Origin of the sequence: Agrobacterium tumefaciens, from assembly GCF_013337285.1 — a bacterium.
Lineage (GTDB): Bacteria > Pseudomonadota > Alphaproteobacteria > Rhizobiales > Rhizobiaceae > Agrobacterium > Agrobacterium burrii.
In genome coordinates, this window is sequence record NZ_SUPW01000003.1 from 106,057 (window position 1) to 125,739 (window position 19,683).

Genomic DNA, 19,683 nt, shown 5'->3' on the forward strand with positions numbered 1-19,683 from the left:
CGCGATGAAGCTTACTTCCAACCTGAACCGCGATCCCGCCTTTGCCGCCAATGTAGAGTTCATGTCGGGTCTCGTAGGCGACCTGCGACAGCACGTCGAAAAAATCTCGAAAGGCGCCGGCGAAAAGGCCCGCGAACGGCATCTTTCCCGCGGCAAATTGCTGGCGCGAGACCGCATCGAAGCGCTTCTCGATCCCGGCAGTCCATTCCTCGAATTTTCGCAATTTGCAGCTTACGAGGTCTATGACGAACCCGTTCCCGCCGCCGGCATCATCACCGGTATCGGCCGGGTCTCAGGTCGCGAATGTGTGATCGTCGCCAATGACGCGACGGTAAAAGGCGGCACCTATTATCCGCTGACAGTGAAAAAACATCTGCGCGCGCAGGAAATCGCCACGGAGAACCGCCTGCCCTGCATTTACCTCGTGGATTCCGGCGGCGCGAACCTGCCCAATCAGGACGAGGTGTTTCCCGACCGCGACCATTTCGGCCGTATCTTCTACAATCAGGCCAATATGTCGGCGCAGGGCATTGCCCAGATTGCCGTGGTGATGGGCAGCTGCACGGCGGGTGGGGCCTATGTGCCAGCCATGAGCGACCAGTCCGTGATCGTCAAAAATCAGGGTACGATCTTTCTCGGCGGCCCGCCGCTGGTGAAGGCGGCAACCGGCGAGGTGGTGAGCGCGGAGGACCTCGGCGGCGCGGATGTGCATTCCCGGCAATCCGGCGTTACCGATCATTACGCCCATGACGATCGCCATGCGCTGGCGCTCACCCGGCGGATCGTCTCCACCCTCAATCGCCGCAAACAGGTAGAATTGGACATGCGCGAACCGGCGGAGCCGCTTTATCCAACCGAAGAACTTTACGGCATCGTTCCCGCCGATACGCGAAAACCCTTTGAGGTGCGCGAGATCATCGCCCGTCTGGTGGATGGTTCTGAATTCGATGAGTTCAAGGCGCTTTACGGCACGACGCTGGTGTGCGGTTTCGCCCATATCCATGGCTATCCCGTCGGCATCATCGCTAATAACGGCATATTGTTTTCGGAATCTGCGCTGAAGGGCGCGCATTTCATCGAACTCTGCTGCCAGCGTGGCATCCCGCTGGTTTTCCTGCAGAACATCACCGGCTTCATGGTCGGCAAGGCCTATGAGGCGGGCGGTATCGCCAAGGATGGTGCCAAGCTCGTGACAGCCGTCGCCTCCGCCAAGGTGCCAAAATTCACCGTCATCATCGGCGGATCCTTCGGGGCCGGCAATTATGGCATGTGCGGGCGGGCCTATTCACCACGCTTTCTGTGGATGTGGCCGAATGCGCGTATTTCGGTGATGGGCGGCGAACAGGCGGCTTCCGTGCTGGCGCAAATCCGGCGCGACGGCATCGAGGCCGATGGCCGCCACTGGTCGAAGGAAGGCGAAGAGGCGTTCAAGCAGCCGATCCGGGAAAAATACGAACGGGAAGGCCATCCCTATTATGCCAGTGCAAGGCTGTGGGACGACGGCATCATCGATCCGAAGGATACCCGCCTCGTACTTGGCCTCGGACTGTCGGCCGCGCTTAACGCACCGATAGAACCCACCCGTTTTGGCATATTCAGGATGTGAGGCGACGATGTTCTCGAAAATACTGATCGCCAACAGGGGCGAAATCGCCTGCCGCATCATCCGCACCGCCGCCAGGATGGGCATCCGCACCGTCGCGGTCTATTCGGATGCCGACCGAAACGCCATGCATGTGGCGCTTGCCGACGAAGCCGTCGCCATCGGCCCCGCACCGGCGCGCGCCTCCTATCTCGATGCGGAAAAAATCATCGCAGCCGCAAAAGCAACCGGTGCGGAAGCGATCCATCCGGGTTACGGCTTTCTGTCCGAAAATGCCGCCTTCGCCGAAGCCTGCGCCGCCGCTGACCTCATTTTCATCGGCCCGCCGCCGCAAGCAATCCGCGCCATGGGCGGCAAGAGCGAAGCGAAGGCGCTGATGGCGAAAGCCGGCGTTCCCATTGTTCCCGGCTATCACGGCGATGAGCAGGCCGAGAAACGGCTGGCGAGCGAGGCGGATAAGATCGGTTATCCGGTGTTGCTCAAGGCCTCTGCCGGCGGCGGCGGCAAGGGCATGCGCGTGGTTAGGCAAAAGCTCGACTTCGCAGCCGAGCTTGCCGGTGCCAAACGCGAAGCGCTGGCCGCCTTCGGCAATGACCGCATGCTGATCGAAAAATACCTGGAGCGTCCACGCCATGTGGAAGTGCAGGTCTTCGCCGATGGCCATGGCAATTGTGTTTCGCTTTTCGAGCGCGATTGCTCGATCCAACGTCGGCACCAGAAGGTCATAGAGGAAGCCCCTGCCCCCGGCCTGCCCGACGAGCTGCGCCAACGCATGTATGATGCGGCAACCGCTGCCGCCCGCGCCATAGACTATCGCGGTGCGGGAACCGTGGAGTTTTTGCTCGACCCTTCCGGCGAGTTCTATTTCATGGAAATGAACACCAGGCTTCAGGTCGAACATCCGGTCACGGAGTATATTACCGGCCTCGATCTGGTCGAATGGCAGATCCGCGTCGCGAACGGCGAGGCCCTGCCGGAAGGCTGGGCCGATCTCCGTATCAACGGCCATGCCATCGAGGCGCGGATTTATGCCGAAGACCCGGCAAATGATTTCCTGCCGTCGATCGGCACGGTCAGCCGTCTGATCTTTCCTGATGACGGCCCGCACCTCCGGATCGACAGCGGCATCCGCGCCGGCGATGCCATCACCGTGCATTATGATCCGATGATCGCCAAACTGATCGTCTGGGATCACGACCGAGCCGCCGCCGTGCGGCGGCTGCGGCTAGCGCTGGAAAAACTGGCGATCTGCGGCGTCACCAGCAATGTTGCGTTTCTGGCGCGGCTTGCAGGGCTCGAGGCTTTTGCCACCGCCGATCTCGATACCGGCTTCATCCCCCGCAACGAGGCAGCGCTTTTCGCCCCCGCAGTCACCGGCGAGAGCGAAATCGCCATAGCTGCGCTCGGCCTCCTTCTGTCACGACAGAAAGCGGCCGGGACCAGTTCCCCATCATCGGCCGATCCCCATAGCCCATGGAACAACACCAACGCTTTCCGCCTGAATGCACCGACGCGGGAAACCCTGAATTTCACTCTCGACCACCAGCCGCTCGCGGTTGCTGTTACGCATGAGGACGGGTTTTCGCTGGAAATCGGCGGAGGGATGATCCGTGTCAGTGGTAATCTCGCAGAGAATGGCAAGCTGCGTGCGGTCATGGATGGAAGGCAGAGGCAGGGCTATTTCTTCGCCGAGGACAGCAGCCATACGCTTTTTCTGGACGGCGAGCATTATCGCATCAGCCAGCCAGACCCCGTCGATATCGCGGATGCCACCACCCATACCGGCGGTCTGGAAGCACCCATGCCGGGCGTTATCCGCGCCGTACTCAGCCAGAAAGGTACGCTCGTTGAAGCCGGCGAGGCGCTGGTGGTGATGGAGGCGATGAAAATGGAACACACGATCCGTGCCCCGACAAAAGGCACCGTTACCGCTATCAATTGCGCAGAAGGCGATATGGTGGCGGCCGGTGCGGTGCTGGTGGATTTCGAGCCGGAGGGCACCTGACATGGGTTTTCCGCAAGCGGCAAAGATTGTCGAAGTCGGCGCGCGTGACGGTCTTCAAAATGAAAGTGCGGAGGTTTCCACCGCCATCAAGATCGAACTCATCGAGCGGCTGGCCGCAGCCGGGTTGGCAGCCATCGAGGCGGGAGCCTTCGTTTCACCCAAAAAAGTGCCGCAAATGGCAGGTTCGAAAGAGGTGTTTCAGGGCCTTAGACGGCGACCCGGCACGGCCTATCCGGCGCTTGTTCCCAATATGAAAGGTTTCGAGGCGGCCATCGAAGCCGGTGTGACGGAAATCGCCGTTTTCGTTTCCGCATCAGAAGGCTTCAGCCAGCACAATATCGGCTGCTCGCGCGCTGAAAGCCTTAAGCGGCTGCACGATGTCGCGCAGGCGGCCGCCGACCGAAATATCCACATGCGAGGTTACGTCTCCTGCATTGCCGGCTGCCCCTATGACGGAGCGGTTGCGCCCGATGAGGTCGCCGCGATGGCCGAGGCGCTTGTCGCGCTTGGCTGCCATGAGATTTCGCTCGGCGATACGATCGGCATCGGCACGGCCAACCGGATTCGCAATGTCATCGAGCGGGTGTCGACCCGTATCCCGCGCGAAAAAATCGCCATGCATTTCCATGACACCTATGGGCAGGGCGTCGCCAATGTGCTGGCCTCGCTGGAGGAAAGCATAGCCGTTTTCGACAGTTCCGTTGCCGGGCTGGGCGGCTGCCCCTTTGCGCCGGGGGCGAGCGGCAATGTCGCCACCGAAGATGTCGTTTATCTGCTGCAGGGGCTTGGCATCGAAACCGGTATCGACCTGATGGCCGTGGCGAAGATCGGAGACCGGATCAGCCGGTATCTCGGCAGGCCGAACGCGGCACGTGCCGGAAAAGCGCTGCTTGCCGCAAAACAGGAGGGTGACCTGCATGGCGGATGAGTTGTTGCGTGAGAGACGCACGGATGTTCTGTGGCTGACGCTTAACAGGCCCGAGGTGCACAATGCCCTCAACGCCGCCATGACGGATGCGCTTGCCGATGCCATCCGCGCGGCATCCGGTGACCGTGGTCTGCGCGCCGTGGTCATAACGGCAGCGGGAGACCGCAGTTTCTGTTCGGGGGCCGATCTCAAGGAGAGCGCCGGCGGCATGTTCCTCTCACGGGATGGAACAAACCCCATTGCCGATGTGATGCGCGCCATTGAAACCTGCGACAAGATCGTCATCGCCCGCATCAACGGCCGGGTCTTGGCCGGTGGGCTCGGCCTCATTGCTGCCTGCGATCTTGCCTATGCCGCCGATCACGCCGAATTTGGTCTGCCGGAAGTGCGGGTCGGGCTTTTCCCGGCCATGGTGGCGGCGAAGCTTCTGGCGAAAATACCCTTGGGCGGGCTTCAGGAAATGGCTTATCTCGGCCAGCCAGTCAGCGCCCCGGAGGCAACAGGTCTCGGCCTTGTCAATCGCACCGCGCCTGCGGCCGAACTCGATGGCTTGATCGAGGATGTTCTTGCGAAGCTGCGACAGAATGCGCCGGGCGCCATCGCAGCCGGAAAGGCAGCCTTGCTGGCGATGCGCGACATGTCACCCGATGAGCGGCTTGCCTTTGCCGAAGGCGCCATCGCCGCCATCAGCAGCAGCGATGAAGCGCGCGAAGGGCGGCAGGCTTTTGCAGAAAAGCGGCCTCCTATATGGACCGGCAGGTCCTGAACCGCAGCACTTTCACCGCAGTCGTCGTCTCTTGAGGCGCTAATCGATATAATGCCCGCAGCCGCGTTGACCCCGTTCGGCAAATCGCGTTTTATCCAGCACCTTTCGCCGGACGGTGATCGGGCAGCCGGAGGAGACCCCATGCGCCTTGTAAAAACCGTCGCCGAATTGCGGGATGCGATTTCCGCCTTTCGCCGCGAAGGCAAGAGTGTCGGCTTCGTGCCGACCATGGGTTTTCTCCATATCGGCCACCTCACACTCGTTGCCCAAGCCAAGGCAGAAAACGACGTGACGGTGGTTTCCATCTTCGTCAATCCGCTGCAATTCGGCGCGAATGAGGATCTGGCGCGTTACCCGCGTGACCTCGCCCGCGACAGCGCGCTGCTGGAAGAGGCCAGCGTCGATATTCTTTTCGCACCCGAGGTAACGGAGATGTATCCGCGCCCGATGTCGACCATCGTGGATGTGCTGGAACTGGGCAGCCAGCTGGAAGGTGCGGTGCGGCCGGGGCATTTTGCCGGCGTGACCACCGTCGTGACCAAGCTTTTTAATCTCGTCCAGCCGGATGCCGCCTATTTCGGCGAGAAAGACTATCAGCAGGTGACGCTGATCCGCCGCATGGTGGAAGACCTTGCCCAGCCGGTGCGGGTCGTTCCCGTCGCTACGGTGCGCGAGGCAGATGGGCTGGCCTGTTCTTCGCGCAACGTCTATCTAAGCCCTGAGCAACGCGCCGCCGCCGTGATCGTGCCGCGAGCGCTTGAGGAAGCCAACCGGCTTTATGACCAAGGCCTCGACGATCCGGCCACCTTCGAAGCGGCAATAGAAAAGTTCATCGCCTCTGAGCCGCTGGCTTCGCCGGAGGTCGTTGCGGTGCGCGATCCCGATACGCTGGCGCCGGTTGCCTCCGTGCAGGCAGGCCCCGTGCTGGTGGCGCTGTTCGTTCGCTTCGGCAGCACGCGGCTCCTCGATAACCGCGTCATCGGCCGCGACAGAACTGAAAAAAGAGAGGCTGCCCAATGAGCACCCATGGAAAACTGAAGCGGCTGACGACAGCCTCCATCCGGCAGATGAAAGGTGAGGCGCGCATCGTCTGTCTCACCGCCTATACGACGCCGATCGCCCGCCTGCTCGATCCGCATTGCGATCTGCTGCTGGTAGGAGATTCCCTCGGCATGGTGCTTTACGGCATGGACACGACGGTTGGCGTCACACTGGATATGATGATCGCCCATGGCAGCGCCGTCATGCGCGGCGTCGAGCATGCCTGCGTCATCGTCGATCTTCCCTTCGGCACCTATCAGGAATCCAAGGAACAGGCCTTTCGCAACGCGGTGCGGGTGATGCAGGAAACCGGCTGCGACGGCGTGAAGCTGGAAGGCGGCGAAGAAATGGCCGAAACCATCGCCTTTCTGGTAGCGCGCGGCATTCCCGTGTTCGGCCATGTCGGGCTGATGCCGCAACTGGTCCACACCGCCGGCGGCTTCCGCTCGCTCGGACATTCGGAGGCGGAAACGCAGAAAATCTGGCGCGATGCAATTGCGGTCGATCAGGCCGGCGCCTTCGCCATCGTCGTGGAGGGCACCGTCGAGCCGCTTGCCCGCGAGCTGACCGAGAAACTTTCCGTCCCCACCATCGGCATCGGCGCATCGCCGGCCTGCGACGGGCAGGTCTTGGTGTCCGACGACATGCTCGGCCTCTTCACCGACTTCAAACCGAAATTCGTCAAGCGATTTGCCGATCTTGGTTCGACGGTTTCGGGTGCGGCAAGGGACTATGCCGATGAGGTGCGTTCCGGCGCGTTTCCTGGGCCGGAGCACACGTTTCAGGTGCGCAAGCAACCGCCTTCGGGGGAGTGACGGGCCAAGGTATAGAGCGGGCGAGGTCCGTGACCAACGCCTTCGCCTCCGTCATGCTCGGGCCAAGCCCACTCCTGTCCGGTTTAAGTTTTTGGACAGGCTGCCGCCCCTTGCAGTGAAGGGTGCATTCTCTCGACGTCATCCTCGGTCCTGTGCCGAGGATCTAATCATGTTGAATAAAACCAATATGTTGCAGATCCTCGGGACAGGCCCGAGGATGACGTCGTGTTTGAGGCAAGCTTGTCGATAACGCTTGGAACCAGCGCTTATCCCTGCAACATCAACCCTACACAATACCGCCGCTACCGCCAACCGAAGCCGGCCGTTCCGCCGCAACGAGGCTGCGATAACCACTCGCACGGTAGGTCGCGATTGGATCGATCGCACCGCCAGCCAATTGCCGGGCCTGCGCAAGGATCGGTTCTACATCCGTGCGATAAGCCCGTTTCAGCATATCGGAAGCCATCAGCGCATCATTATCCTGCTGGTAGCCGTCGAGAGCGGCGCGATCCACCAGCAGAGCCTGCGCATAGGCGCGGCGGATTTCATTGGCGCTGGAGATCAGGCTTTCGATCGGGTCCGTCACATTATGCGACTGGTCGATCATGTGGGCCGGATGGAAACCCTTTACGCCGCGATATTCCGCATCCACCAGCTCGTTAAAAACGAGGAACAGGCGGTATGGCTCTATCGAACCGGCATCCAGATCGTCATCGCCATATTTGCTGTCGTTGAAGTGGAAACCGCCGAGCTTGCCGAACTGGATAAGCCGGGCGACGATCATCTCGATATTGGTATTGGGCGCATGGTGGCCGAGATCGACGAGGCAGAAGGCCTTTTCGCCGAGCGTATTGGCGATGAGGTAATTGGTGCCCCAATCCTGCACGACGGTCGAATAAAACGCCGGCTCATACATCTTGTGTTCGGAAAAGATGCGCCAGTCATCCGGCAGCGCCTTGTAGATATCGGCCATGCCGGCAAGATAACGCTCGAAACTTCTGGTGAAATTGCTCTGGCCGGGGAAGTTCGAACCATCGCCCACCCACACCGTCAGCGCCTTGGAGCCGATGGCCTTGCCGATTTCGATGCATTCGATGTTGTGCTCAACAGCCTGCCGGCGCGTGGCGGCGTCGGTGTGGCTGAGCGAACCATATTTGTAGGAATGGCTCTGGCCCGGCGCATCCGAAAACGTGTTGGAATTCATGGCGTCGAAGCCGAGACCCAGCGCATCGGCATGGGCCTTCAACCGCTTCGGATCTTCCTTGTCCCACGGGATATGCAGGGAGACATTCGGTGTGGCGCGCGTCAGCTGGTTGATGACGGCGCAATCATCGAGCTTGTCGAAAATGCCGCGTGGCTCTCCCGTGCCGGGAAAACGGGCAAAACGGGTACCGCCGGTGCCCACGCCCCAGGAAGGCACGGCGACGAAAAATTCCGCAACTTTCGCGGTGACAGCATCGATATCGATGTTGCGACGCGCAAGCTGGTTGCCGAGCGCGTCGTAGTCTTCCTTATGCGCGGCTGCGCGCTTGCCATTTTCAACCGCGATCAAATCGGCGGTGATTTTCGTCTCGGTCATTTTTTCCTCCCCGGAAATCAATCCGTACATGCTAGTTGATCACGCTCAATCCGTCATACCGGCCCTGAGCCGGTATCCAGCCAGCCCAAATCCTTGGGCTGAAAAGACCCTTCTCGCCGCGCAAACGCGCGTCGGCTGTATTCCGGCTCAAGGCCGGAATGACGAAAGTAAGAACGCGCCAAACGCCTTATCGCGTAAAACTCTGCGCATTACCGGCATCGACATTGATGATGTTGCCGGTCGACTTGGCCGAAACATCGGATGCCAGGAAGTAGATCGCCTCTGCAATATCTTCCGGCAACACGTTGAGCTTCAGCAGCGAGCGCTTGCGATAATGTTCCTCCAGATCGGTTACTTCGATCTTGGAAGAAGCAGCACGCTGCTCGCGCCACTCGCCGTTCCAGATCTTCGAACCGCGCAGTACCGCATCGGGATTGACGGTATTGACTCGAATGCCGGCTTCAGCGCCTTCGAGAGCAAGGCAACGGGCCAGATGGATTTCCGCTGCTTTGGCCGTGCAATAGGCCGAAGCGTTAGGCGAGGATGCGAGACCGTTCTTCGAGGCGACGAACACGACGTTGCCACCGAGATTTTGCCGTCGCAGCAGCCGGAATGCTTCGCGCGACACGAGGAAATAACCGGTGGCGAGAATGTCGATATTCTTGTTCCACATGGCGAGCGTGGTTTCTTCCACCGGCGCGGAGGAAGCGATGCCGGCGTTGGAAACGAGAATATCCACGCCGCCGAATTCCACACTCGCTTGTGCGAAAGCGGAAATGACGGCGTCTTCCTGCGTCACATCCAGCTTGACGCTGCGTACCGCGTCCGCGCTGTAGCGCTTGGCGAAATCGCCCTTTGCGGCTTCCAGCGCCGCCTCGTCAATATCGGCGAGCACAACGCAGGCGCCCTCGGCCACCAGCCGTTCCGCCGTTGCCCGGCCGATGCCGCCAGCGCCGCCGGTGACGAAGGCCACGCGGCCGGCAAGGCTTTTGGGCTTCGGCATGCGCTGCAGCTTTGCCTCTTCCAGCAGCCAATATTCGATATCGAAAGCTTCCTGCTCGGGAAGACCCTGATATTCGGACACGGTGGAAGCACCGCGCATGACATTGATGGCGTTGACATAAAATTCACCGGCGATACGAGCGGTGGCCTTGTCCTTGGCAAAGGACAACATGCCCACACCGGGGATCAGGAAGATCACCGGGTTCGGGTCGCGTATTTTAGGCGAATTGTCGTGGCGGCAGGCTTCGTAATAACGTGTGTAATCGGCCCGGTAAGCCTCGAGCGCCTTGTCCAGACCGGCCATCAGCGCATCCACATCGGGATTTGCCGTATCGAGGTCGAGGATCAATGGGCGGATTTTGGTGCGCAGGAAATGATCCGGGCAGGACGTGCCGAGATTACCGAGCGGCTTCAGGTCATTCGAATTGACGAATTCGAGAACCGCATCCTGATCATCGAAATGACCGAGCTTGCGCTCCTCGCGGCCAATGCGGCCACGGATTTCCGGCATCAGCCGGGCAGCGATGGCGCGACGCTCAGTCTCAGGCAGGCTCTTGGCCACGGCACCACCAAAGATCGTCTTGCCTTCAGTCTGCCCCGCAAACCATTCGATCGCCTTGTTGATGATGGCGAGCGTCAGTTCGTAACAGGCCTTGGCGTCGTTATCCCAGGTGAACAGGCCGTGGCTTTCCAGCACCACGCCCTTGGCCTTCGGATTGGCCTTGACGAAAGCTTCCAGATCGAGACCGAGCTGGAAACCGGGACGACGCCAAGGCAGCCAGCCGATTTCATCGCCAAAGATCTGCTGCGTCAGTTCTTTCGAATTCTTCGACGCTGCAATCGCGATGATCGCGTCCGGATGCATATGATCGACGTGATCATAAGGCACGAAACCATGCAGCGGCGTATCGATGGAGGCGGCGCGCGGGTTGAGGTTGAAGGTGCAATGCGGCAGGAAACCGACCATGCGGTCCTCGTCAGCAACACCCTTGTAGATGCCCTTCAGCGCTTCCAGCTTGTCGAGATAGAGTGTCGAAAAGCCATCGATCTTGATGGTGCCAACATCGCCACCGGAGCCTTTGACCCACATGACGCGGACCTTCTCGCCAGTCAGCGGATCGGTTTCCAGCACTTTTGCGGAGGTGTTTCCGCCGCCGTAATTGGTGATGCGCTTGTCAGCACCCAGCAGATTGGAACGATAAAGCAGCTTGCCGGGCTCATCGAGCGTTCTGGCGTAAGCGTCGTCCCAACGGCTTTCGAGAAGGCGGGATGTTCCCGTCATGTCTTCCTCCCATATCGGTCTGCATTGGCGGCACCGGCATCGGCCCGCATCCATTGATCGCAGGTATCGCGCATGCAAAAGCACAATGTCAATCAAAAACGATCATAAATTTTCATGTTGCACCGCGAAATTGTTTAATTTGATCGTTCTTGATTGACAAGTTAAAGAGATTGCGAATAATCACAATCAGGAGGACCCCATGCACGAACGCGAACGCCATCGCATCATCTTGAGCGCCACGCAGGAAAAAGCTGTCGTGACGGTGCAGGATATTGCTGAACTGACGGATGCGTCGGAAGCGACGATCCGCAGGGATATCGCGTCTTTGCATGTTCAGGGCAAGTTGCGGCGTGTGCGCGGGGGGGCGGAGGCGGTGCATCCGCCGCAGCTCGGCAATCTCGCCGCCCGCCCCTTCCGTGTGTCCGAATCAGTCAACATCGACAAGAAACGCGCAATTGCGCGCAAAGCGGTCGATCTCTGCCATGAGGGTGACGCGATCATCCTGAATGGCGGCACGACGACATTCCAGATGGTGCATTACATGGCGGCGCGCAGGCTGCAGGTGATGACCAATTCCTTCGCGATTGCCGAGCATCTGGTCAAGCATTCCAAATGCAGCGTCAGCGTACCGGGCGGCGCGATCTATCGCGACCAAAGCCTTATCCTGTCGCCCTTCGAAAACGATGCGATCCGCAATTTTTATGCGCGGCGGATTTTTCTCGGCGCGCAGGGCGTCGGCGCACTTGGCATCATGGAATCGGACGCGCTGGTCATCCAGAGCGAACAGAAGCTGATGCGACAGGCGGAAGAATTGATCGTCATGGTCGATTCCTCGAAATTCAGAAAACGGTCCAGCCTCATTCTTTGCCCGCTCGAAAACGTCTCGACCATCATCACCGATGACGGGATTTCGGATGAAGCGGCGAGGATGGTGGAAAATGCCGGCGTCGAATTGCTGATTGCCGGCGCGGTGGCGGCGGATAAAACAGCCGGTCCGCCGGATGAGGAGAATTCTTCTTCGGTCGCTTGAGGAGCACCGATCAAGGAAAAACAAGGTTCAAAACGGGAGGAAAAGGGACATGAAACTTACACGCAGAACATTGACGAGCGTTTTGGCGCTGAGCGCAGCACTCTCTGTCGCCGGCTTTGGCAGCGTTGCGCAGGCCGCCGACGTGAAGATCGCGCTGGTGGTCAAATCGCTCGGCAACGGCTTTTTCGAAGCCGCCAACAAGGGCGCGCAGGAGGCCGCAAAGGACCTCGGCGGCGTCGAGATCATCTATACCGGTCCGACCAGCACCACGGCGGAAGGCCAGATCGAAGTCATCAATTCGCTGATCGCGCAGGGTGTCGATGCCATCGCCATTTCCGCCAACGACCCCGACGCGGTTGTTCCAGCACTGAAAAAGGCGGCGCAGCGCGGCATCAAGGTCATCTCCTGGGATTCCGGCGTGGCGCCTGAAGGCCGCATTCTCCAGCTCAACCCCTCGTCCAACGCGCTGATCGGCAAGATGTGCCTGCAGCTCGCCGCATCGCATCTGGAAGGCGGCAAGGGCGATTTCGCCATCCTGTCGGCCACCACCACCTCCACGAACCAGAATATCTGGATCGACGAGATGAAAAAGCAGCTGAAGGACTTCCCCGGCCTCAACCTCGTCACGACAGTTTACGGTGACGACCTTGCCGACAAGAGCTACCGCGAAGCGCAGGGCCTGCTCTCCTCGCAGCCGAATGTGAAGGTCATCGTCGCACCGACGACGGTTGGCGTTCTCGCCGCCTCGCAGGCCGTGAAGGATGCCGGCAAGATCGGTCAGGTCTTCGTGACCGGCCTTGGCCTGCCCTCCGAAATGGCGGGCGCGATCAAGTCGGGCGCCACCAAGGAATTCGCCATCTGGAACCCGATCGACCTCGGTTACTCCGCCACCCAGATCGCCTATCACCTTGTGAAGGGTGAAGCAGACGGCAAGCCGGGCTCGGAAATCGAAGCTGGCCGCATGGGCAAAATCAAGGTCGGCGAAAACAGCGAAGCGGCGATGGCTGATCCGTTCATTTATGATGCGAAGAATATCGATCAGTTTTCGAAGATTTTCTGATCTGAGAAGTTGCTGACGGCGGGCGGAGGGCACCCCCCTCTGTCCTGCCGGACATCTCCCCCTCAAGGGGGGAGGTCGACTCGCGGATAAGTCTCGCCCATCTCGACATTTGCGAATGAAGTGGTGGTAGCGCCTCCTGCCGATCTCCCCCCTTGAGGGGGAGATGCCCGGCAGGGCAGAGGGGGGTATCCCTCGCCGCTTCACTCAAAACTGACCGGTATGACAGAAGATGCGTGCTGAACCCCAAACTTTACCAATGACAGAAACCTCCAGCGCCACGCCCATTCTGGAAATGCGCGGCATCAGCCAGATATTCCCCGGCGTCAAAGCGCTGGATGGCGTCGATATCGCGCTGTACCCCGGTAAAGTCACCGCACTGATCGGCGAAAACGGCGCGGGCAAATCCACGCTCGTCAAGATCCTCACCGGCATCTACCGCCCCAACGAAGGCGAAATCCTGATGGATGGCCAGCCCATCACGTTTCACGGCGCGCAGGATGCCATCGATGCCGGCGTGACCGCCATTCATCAGGAAACCGTGCTGTTCGACGAGCTTTCGGTCGGCGAAAACATTTTCCTCGGCCATGCGCCGAAAGGCCGTTTCGGCCTCATTGACTGGAAGACCATCAATGCCCGCGCAAGCGTGCTGCTGGAACAGCTCGAAAGCACCATCGATCCTACCATCCGGCTGAAGGACCTTTCGATCGCCCAGCGCCATCTGGTCGCGATCGCGAGAGCGCTGTCCGTCGAGGCGCGCATCGTCATCATGGACGAACCGACCGCCGCCTTGTCACGCAAGGAAATCGACGATCTGTTCCGCATCGTTGAAAACCTCAAGCGGCAGGGCAAGGCGATCCTTTTCATCAGCCACAAGTTCGATGAAGTCTATGAAATCGCCGAAAATTACGCCGTGTTCCGCGATGGCAAGATGGTCGGCACGGGTAATCTTGCAGCTACACCGCAGGACGAAATCGTTCGCCTGATGGTCGGCCGCGACGTGACGAACGCCTTCCCCAAACAGGCCGTCAGCCTCGGCCCGACGGTTCTGTCAGTCCGCGATTATTCGCACCAGACGGAATTCCGCGATATTTCGCTCGATCTGCGCAAGGGCGAGATTCTTGGCCTTTATGGGCTGATCGGCGCGGGGCGATCCGAACTCTGCCAGTCGCTGTTTGGCATCACCCGCCCGGCTTCAGGTGAAGTGACGTTGAACGGCCAGCCGCTCACCATCCGCTCGCCTGAAGATGCGATCCGCGCCGGCATCGTTTATGTGCCGGAAGAGCGCGGCCGCCACGGTCTGGCGCTGGACATGCCGATCTATCAGAACATGTCGCTGCCATCGCTGACGCGCACCTCGCGCAAGGGTTTTCTGGCGGCGGCCAATGAATTCGCGCTGGCGCGCAAATATGCCTCGCGGCTCGATCTGCGCGCCGCCGCCCTCTCCGTGCCAGTCGGCACGCTGTCGGGCGGCAACCAGCAGAAGGTGGTGATTGGCAAATGGCTCGCCACCCAGCCCAAGGTCATCATTCTCGACGAACCCACCAAGGGCATCGATATCGGCTCCAAGGCCGCCGTGCACGGCTTCATCAGCGAGCTTGCGGCCGAAGGCCTGTCCATCATCATGATTTCATCCGAACTTCCCGAAATCCTCGGCATGTCCGACCGCGCCATCGTCATGCGCGAAGGCCTGATGGCGGGCTTGTTCGAACGCGCCGATTTTTCTCCGGAAAAGCTGGTGCGCGCCGCTACCGGCAACGCCTGAGAGGGGCAAAACCATGCAACGTTTCCTCAAAAATCGCGAATGGCTGCTGGCAGGCATCATCGTCATCATGATCGCCGGTTTTGCGCTGCGCGCGCCCGGTTTCAGCCGACCGGGTAATCTGGTCAACATCTTCAACGATACCTCCATCCTCATCATTCTGGCGCTCGGCCAGATGGCGGTCATTCTCACCAAATCCATCGATCTTTCGGTTGCCGCCAATCTCGCCTTCACCGGCATGGCGGTGGCGATGACCAATGCCGCCTTTCCCGGCATTCCGCTGCCGCTTCTCATCGCCATGGCGGTCGGCATCGGCGCGTTTCTCGGGTCGCTCAACGGCGTGCTGGTCTGGTGGCTCGGCATTCCGCCCATCGTCGTCACGCTCGGCACGCTTACCATCTATCGCGGCATGGCCTTCGTGCTGTCGGGCGGCGGTTGGGTGAACGCGCACCAGTTTTCACCCACCTTCCTCAACGTGCCGCGCACCATGATTCTCGGCATGCCGGTTCTTTCATGGGTGGCCATCCTCATCATCGCCGGGGCTTGGCTGGTGCTCAGCCGCACTTCCTTCGGCCGTTCGGCCTATGCGTCAGGCGGAAATCCCGGTGCTGCGGTCTATGCGGGCATCGATGTCGGCCGCACGCGCTTCTTTGCCTTCGTTTTATCCGGCGCACTGGCCGGTCTCGCCAGCTATCTCTGGGTGTCGCGTTATGCCGTTGCCTATGTGGATATCGCCGCCGGTTTCGAATTGGATAGCGTCGCAGCCAATGTCATCGGCGGCATCTCGATTGCCGGCGGTATCGGCTCGGTGGCAGGGGCAGTACTTGGCGCGCTCTTCCTCGGCGTCATCAAGAACGCGCTGCCCGTCATCGGCATCTCCCCCTTCGCGCAGATGGCGATTTCCGGCGTGGTCATCGTGCTTGCCGTCGTCTTCAACGCCCGCGCTGAAGCTCGAAAAGGCCGCATCATCCTGCGTGACCGGGCCGCAGCCGATCAGGCCAAGGAGGCCGCAGCATGACCTCGCAACCGACACAGACCCCGCGCATCATCCCGGACAAGCTCGGCACGCCGCTGCGGCGCGTCTTGGCCAGCTGGGAAGTGCTGCTGCTAGGCGTCGCCATCCTCATCTTCATCGCCAATTCGCTCGCCTCGCCCTATTTCCTCAATGCCTGGAACCTGTCGGACGCGACCTTCAACTTCACCGAAAAGGCGATCATCGCCTTTGCCATGGCGCTTTTGATCATCGCCGGCGAAATCGATCTTTCGGTCGCCGCCATCATCGCACTCGCCTCCACCGCCATGGGTGCGGCGGTGCAGATGGGTGTCGGCACGCCCGGCCTCGTCGCCATCGGCATCGGCACCGGACTTTTGTGCGGAGCTTTCAACGGCTTTCTCGTTGCGGGGCTGAAACTGCCGTCCATCGTCGTCACCATCGGCACCATGAGCCTGTTTCGCGGCATCTCCTATATGGTGCTGGGCGATCAGGCCTATGGCAAATATCCGGCGGATTTCGCCTATTTCGGGCAAGGCTACGTCTTCTCCGTCATCTCCTTCGAATTCGTGCTGTTCATCGTCATGGCCGTCCTCTTCGCCATTTTGCTGCACGCCACCAATTTCGGCCGGCAGGTCTATGTCATCGGCACCAATCCCTTTGCCGCCCGCTTCTCCGGCATTCCCGTCGAGCGCGTGAAGTTCATCCTCTTCCTGCTCACCGGCCTGATGAGCGGCATCGCCGCCGTCTGCCTCACCTCGCGGCTCGGCTCCACCCGCCCGTCGATCGCTCAAGGCTGGGAGCTTGAGGTGGTGACCATGGTGGTGCTGGGCGGCATTTCCATTCTCGGCGGTTCCGGCACCATTGCCGGCGTGGTCATCGCCGCCTTCGTCATGGGCCTCGTCACCTTTGGTCTCGGGCTGCTGAACGTGCCGGGTATCGTCATGTCGATCTTCGTCGGCCTGTTGCTGATCATCACCATCGCCATCCCCATCGTCGTTCGTCGCCTTAGAGCCATGAGAGGCTGAGCCATGCCGGAATTCGAAAAACACGCCTTCAAGATGAAACTCTTTCCCGGTAAACAGGCGGAATATCAAAAACGCCATGACGAAATATGGCCGGAACTGGTGACGCTGCTGCATGAGGCGGGCGTGAGCGATTACTCCATCCATCTCGACCCGGAAACCAACATCCTGTTCGGCGTGCTGACCCGCCCGAAGAACCACGGCATGGCGGCATTGCCCGAACATGCGGTGATGAAAAAATGGTGGGCGCATATGGCCGATATCATGGAAAGTAACCCCGACAATTCGCCCGTCGCAAAAGACCTGGTGCCGGTGTTCCATCTGCCATGAGCGACAGTATCAAGCCCCGCCACATCGCGGTCATCGATATCGGCAAGACCAACGCCAAGGTCGTGGTCATCGACACCGAAAGCGGCGACGAAATTGCCAGCGACAGGCGCTCCAACCCCGTTCTTCGCGACGGCATCTATCCGCATTACGATGTGGAGATGCTGTGGAGCTTCATTCTCGCCGCTCTTCGGCGATTTGGCAAAGAGGTGGGTTTCAACGCCATTTCCATCACCACCCATGGTGCGGCAGCGGCGCTTCTCGATGAGAACGGCGAGCTTGCCATGCCGGTGCTCGATTATGAGCACGCCTATCCCGCTGCTGTTCAGGAGGCCTATCTAGACATACGGCCTGTTTTTACTGAGACCGGCTCGCCGCAGCTTCCCGTCGGCCTGAACCTTGGCGCGCAGATCCATTTCCAGAAAACCGCGTTTCCGCGGGAATTCTCCAGGGTTCACAGCATCGTCACCTATCCGCAATATTGGGCGGGGCGGCTCACCGGCGTTCACGCAACCGAAACGACGTCCCTCGGTTGCCATACGGACCTCTGGAACCCTCGGCGGAAAGCTTTCTCCACGCTGGTCCAGCGTCTCGGCATCGCGCAATTGATGGCGCCGGTGCGTTCCGCTTTCGATGTGCTCGGGCCCATCCGCAAGTCAATGGCGCAGGAAATGGGGCTTTCGCCAGATATTCCGGTCTATTGCGGCATCCATGATTCCAATGCGTCGCTGCTGCCGCATCTCTTGCGCCGGGAGGGCGATTTTTCCGTCGTCTCGACCGGCACATGGGTGGTGAATTTCGCCATAGGCGGCACGGCGGAGGCGCTGGATCCTGCCCGCGATACATTGTTGAATGTCGATGCTCTCGGACGTTCCGTTCCCTCCTCCCGCTTCATGGGCGGCAGGGAATATGAAATGCTGACGCAGCAATTCGGGTCTGCTCAACACGAAGAGATCGAAGCCGCGCTCGGAAAGGTGCTGGCCAAAGGCATGATGCTGTTGCCCAGCGTCGTCAGCGGCTCGGGCCCCTTCCCGGACAAAACGGCTCGCTGGATCGCCGACGACAATGCCACAGTCGCGGAGCGCCACGCGGCGGCAGCACTTTATCTTGCTTTGATGACGGAGTTCAGTCTTTCGCTGATCGGCCGGAAAGGCTCGATACTGGTGGAAGGCCCCTTTGCCAGCAATGCACTTTATCTCAAGGCGTTGGCCGGTTTTGCCGATACGGAGGTGATAGCCGTCGGCGGCTCCACCGGCACCAGCGCGGGCGCCGCACTCCTCACCGGCATCAAACCACTTGCCGGCCGGGAGCGTCATTTCACTCCTGATACCATTGCCGGGCTTCATCCCTACCGCACCGACTGGCTCGCTCATCTGGCTTGACGCAACACCCGCAAAACACGAAATGCGGCCGCATAGGGGGCCGCATTCCATTTCGCCTGAAGATCAACCCTTGATGAAGGCCAGAAGATCGGCGTTCAGCACATCGGCATTGACGGTCAGCATGCCGTGCGAGAAGCCAGGATAGGTCGTCAGCGTGCCGTTTTTCAGCAGCTTCACCGATTTCAGTGCGGAGTCGGCAATCGGCACGATCTGGTCGTCTTCACCATGCAGCACCAGCGTCGGAACGCTGATCGCCTTCAGGTCTTCGGTCTGGTCGGTTTCAGAAAAAGCCTTGATACCGTCATAATGGGCTTTCGCGCCACCCATCATGCCCTGCCGCCACCAGTTCTGGATCACGCCTTCCTGAGCGGTCGCCCCGTCACGATTGAAACCGTAGAACGGGCCGGACGGCACATCGCGGAAGAACTGCGCGCGGTTTGCGGCCAGCGCCGAGCGGAAGCCGTCAAAAACCTCTATCGGCAGGCCTTCGGGGTTTGCCGCCGTCTTGAGCATCAGCGGCGGCACGGCGGAAACGAGCACGGCCTTGGCGACGCGGCCTGAGGGTTCGCCATGTTTGGCGACATAACGGGCAACTTCACCGCCGCCGGTGGAGTGGCCGATATGCACGGCATTTTTCAGATCGAGCGCCTCGACGACGGCAAAGGCGTCGGCGGCGTAATGATCCATGTCGTGACCTTCGGCAACCTGGGCAGACCGGCCATGGCCACGGCGGTCATGGGCGACGACGCGAAACCCCTTGGAGAGGAAGAACAGCATCTGCGCGTCCCAGTCATCGGAAGAGAGCGGCCAGCCGTGATGGAAGACGATGGGCTGGGCATCCTTGGGGCCCCAGTCCTTGTAGAAGATTTCGGTTCCGTCCGTCGTTGTCACAAAGCCCATGATCGTTTCTCCTTCGGTTGCGTTGGCATCTTCCGATACGCTGTCAGTTGTGCGCCGGTTTGATGGAGGGATGATGACGCAGGACAACGGTTGCGACAATTGCAACAATAGTTGGCATTGAATTGCTGTTAGTGAAATTATCTTTTCGATCCGCGTGGATGCACACGCATCGAACCGCTCCGCGCCCC

At 60.2% G+C, this 19,683-nt stretch carries 16 protein-coding genes; 13 read left to right on the forward strand and 3 right to left on the reverse strand.

Annotated features, from left to right (window positions below; translation table 11 throughout):
- Positions 1–4 precede the first annotated feature (4 nt).
- The 6 genes from FCH38_RS10610 (at position 5) to panB (ending at position 7,158) form a co-directional block, all read left to right on the forward strand.
- Positions 5–1,606, forward strand: a complete 1,602-nt coding sequence (locus FCH38_RS10610; protein WP_153514581.1) for a carboxyl transferase domain-containing protein — start codon at positions 5–7, stop codon at positions 1,604–1,606.
- Positions 1,607–1,613: 7 nt separating this feature from the next.
- Positions 1,614–3,608 (forward strand): acetyl/propionyl/methylcrotonyl-CoA carboxylase subunit alpha, encoded by a 1,995-nt coding sequence (locus tag FCH38_RS10615; RefSeq protein WP_153514580.1) that lies wholly within the window; start codon positions 1,614–1,616, stop codon positions 3,606–3,608.
- 1 nt (position 3,609) lies between these two features.
- On the forward strand, positions 3,610–4,536 hold the full coding sequence (locus tag FCH38_RS10620; protein ID WP_174373731.1) for a hydroxymethylglutaryl-CoA lyase: 927 nt from the start codon (positions 3,610–3,612) through the stop codon (positions 4,534–4,536).
- Positions 4,526–5,302: an enoyl-CoA hydratase-related protein gene (locus tag FCH38_RS10625; RefSeq protein ID WP_174373732.1), complete on the forward strand. Its 777-nt coding sequence runs from the start codon at positions 4,526–4,528 to the stop codon at positions 5,300–5,302. The genes FCH38_RS10620 and FCH38_RS10625 overlap by 11 nt, the downstream gene beginning before the upstream one ends.
- Positions 5,303–5,443: 141 nt before the next feature.
- Positions 5,444–6,322: a pantoate--beta-alanine ligase gene (gene panC, locus FCH38_RS10630; protein WP_174373733.1), complete on the forward strand. Its 879-nt coding sequence runs from the start codon at positions 5,444–5,446 to the stop codon at positions 6,320–6,322.
- Positions 6,319–7,158: a 3-methyl-2-oxobutanoate hydroxymethyltransferase gene (gene panB, locus FCH38_RS10635; RefSeq protein ID WP_174373734.1), complete on the forward strand. Its 840-nt coding sequence runs from the start codon at positions 6,319–6,321 to the stop codon at positions 7,156–7,158. Before panC ends, panB begins: the two co-directional genes overlap by 4 nt.
- 286 nt (positions 7,159–7,444) lie before the next feature.
- Here panB and rhaI read toward each other — a convergent pair whose 3' ends face one another.
- On the reverse strand, positions 7,445–8,737 hold the full coding sequence (rhaI, locus tag FCH38_RS10640) for an L-rhamnose catabolism isomerase (protein WP_174373735.1): 1,293 nt from the start codon (positions 8,735–8,737) through the stop codon (positions 7,445–7,447).
- 187 nt (positions 8,738–8,924) lie between these two features.
- Entirely contained in the window at positions 8,925–11,021 is a 2,097-nt protein-coding gene (locus tag FCH38_RS10645) for a bifunctional rhamnulose-1-phosphate aldolase/short-chain dehydrogenase (RefSeq protein ID WP_174373736.1), read from the reverse strand.
- Between the two features lie 199 nt (positions 11,022–11,220).
- On the opposite strand from FCH38_RS10645, the gene FCH38_RS10650 reads away from it, so the two are divergent.
- The 7 genes from FCH38_RS10650 to FCH38_RS10680 all read left to right on the forward strand — a co-directional run bounded on the left by FCH38_RS10650 (position 11,221) and on the right by FCH38_RS10680 (position 18,595).
- Positions 11,221–12,051, forward strand: a complete 831-nt coding sequence (locus FCH38_RS10650) for a DeoR/GlpR family DNA-binding transcription regulator (RefSeq protein ID WP_174373737.1) — start codon at positions 11,221–11,223, stop codon at positions 12,049–12,051.
- Positions 12,052–12,100: 49 nt separating this feature from the next.
- Positions 12,101–13,111 carry a rhamnose ABC transporter substrate-binding protein gene (gene rhaS, locus FCH38_RS10655; protein ID WP_174373738.1) on the forward strand — a complete coding sequence of 337 codons (1,011 nt, stop codon included), beginning with the start codon at positions 12,101–12,103 and terminating at the stop codon, positions 13,109–13,111.
- 229 nt (positions 13,112–13,340) lie between these two features.
- Entirely contained in the window at positions 13,341–14,873 is a 1,533-nt protein-coding gene (locus FCH38_RS10660) for a sugar ABC transporter ATP-binding protein (RefSeq protein ID WP_174373739.1), read from the forward strand.
- Positions 14,874–14,886: 13 nt separating this feature from the next.
- Positions 14,887–15,888: an ABC transporter permease gene (locus FCH38_RS10665; RefSeq protein WP_174373740.1), complete on the forward strand. Its 1,002-nt coding sequence runs from the start codon at positions 14,887–14,889 to the stop codon at positions 15,886–15,888.
- The gene (locus FCH38_RS10670; RefSeq protein WP_174373741.1) at positions 15,885–16,889 is read left to right on the forward strand and encodes an ABC transporter permease; all 1,005 of its coding nucleotides are present in this window, start codon (positions 15,885–15,887) and stop codon (positions 16,887–16,889) included. The genes FCH38_RS10665 and FCH38_RS10670 overlap by 4 nt, the downstream gene beginning before the upstream one ends.
- A 3-nt stretch (positions 16,890–16,892) precedes the next feature.
- Positions 16,893–17,216: an L-rhamnose mutarotase gene (rhaM, locus tag FCH38_RS10675; RefSeq protein WP_153514559.1), complete on the forward strand. Its 324-nt coding sequence runs from the start codon at positions 16,893–16,895 to the stop codon at positions 17,214–17,216.
- On the forward strand, positions 17,213–18,595 hold the full coding sequence (locus FCH38_RS10680) for an FGGY-family carbohydrate kinase (RefSeq protein WP_174373742.1): 1,383 nt from the start codon (positions 17,213–17,215) through the stop codon (positions 18,593–18,595). Before rhaM ends, FCH38_RS10680 begins: the two co-directional genes overlap by 4 nt.
- A 63-nt stretch (positions 18,596–18,658) precedes the next feature.
- Here the strand turns inward: FCH38_RS10680 and FCH38_RS10685 are convergent, their stop codons facing one another.
- On the reverse strand, positions 18,659–19,495 hold the full coding sequence (locus FCH38_RS10685) for an alpha/beta fold hydrolase (protein ID WP_174373743.1): 837 nt from the start codon (positions 19,493–19,495) through the stop codon (positions 18,659–18,661).
- Positions 19,496–19,683: the final 188 nt, after the last annotated feature.

Excerpts from the sequence above, each read along its gene's own strand:
- FCH38_RS10660 (WP_174373739.1), top strand. The coding sequence starts at position 13,341 with ATGCGTGCTGAACCCCAAACTTTACCAATGACAGAAACCTCCAGCGCC.
- FCH38_RS10680 (WP_174373742.1), top strand. The coding sequence starts at position 17,213 with ATGAGCGACAGTATCAAGCCCCGCCACATCGCGGTCATCGATATCGGC.
- FCH38_RS10650 (WP_174373737.1), top strand. The coding sequence starts at position 11,221 with ATGCACGAACGCGAACGCCATCGCATCATCTTGAGCGCCACGCAGGAA.
- FCH38_RS10685 (WP_174373743.1), bottom strand. The coding sequence starts at position 19,495 with ATGGGCTTTGTGACAACGACGGACGGAACCGAAATCTTCTACAAGGAC.
- FCH38_RS10645 (WP_174373736.1), bottom strand. The coding sequence starts at position 11,021 with ATGACGGGAACATCCCGCCTTCTCGAAAGCCGTTGGGACGACGCTTAC.
- panB (WP_174373734.1), top strand. The coding sequence starts at position 6,319 with ATGAGCACCCATGGAAAACTGAAGCGGCTGACGACAGCCTCCATCCGG.
- rhaM (WP_153514559.1), top strand. The coding sequence starts at position 16,893 with ATGCCGGAATTCGAAAAACACGCCTTCAAGATGAAACTCTTTCCCGGT.
- FCH38_RS10610 (WP_153514581.1), top strand. The coding sequence starts at position 5 with ATGAAGCTTACTTCCAACCTGAACCGCGATCCCGCCTTTGCCGCCAAT.
- FCH38_RS10620 (WP_174373731.1), top strand. The coding sequence starts at position 3,610 with ATGGGTTTTCCGCAAGCGGCAAAGATTGTCGAAGTCGGCGCGCGTGAC.
- FCH38_RS10615 (WP_153514580.1), top strand. The coding sequence starts at position 1,614 with ATGTTCTCGAAAATACTGATCGCCAACAGGGGCGAAATCGCCTGCCGC.
- panC (WP_174373733.1), top strand. The coding sequence starts at position 5,444 with ATGCGCCTTGTAAAAACCGTCGCCGAATTGCGGGATGCGATTTCCGCC.
- rhaS (WP_174373738.1), top strand. The coding sequence starts at position 12,101 with ATGAAACTTACACGCAGAACATTGACGAGCGTTTTGGCGCTGAGCGCA.
- FCH38_RS10665 (WP_174373740.1), top strand. The coding sequence starts at position 14,887 with ATGCAACGTTTCCTCAAAAATCGCGAATGGCTGCTGGCAGGCATCATC.
- FCH38_RS10625 (WP_174373732.1), top strand. The coding sequence starts at position 4,526 with ATGGCGGATGAGTTGTTGCGTGAGAGACGCACGGATGTTCTGTGGCTG.
- rhaI (WP_174373735.1), bottom strand. The coding sequence starts at position 8,737 with ATGACCGAGACGAAAATCACCGCCGATTTGATCGCGGTTGAAAATGGC.
- FCH38_RS10670 (WP_174373741.1), top strand. The coding sequence starts at position 15,885 with ATGACCTCGCAACCGACACAGACCCCGCGCATCATCCCGGACAAGCTC.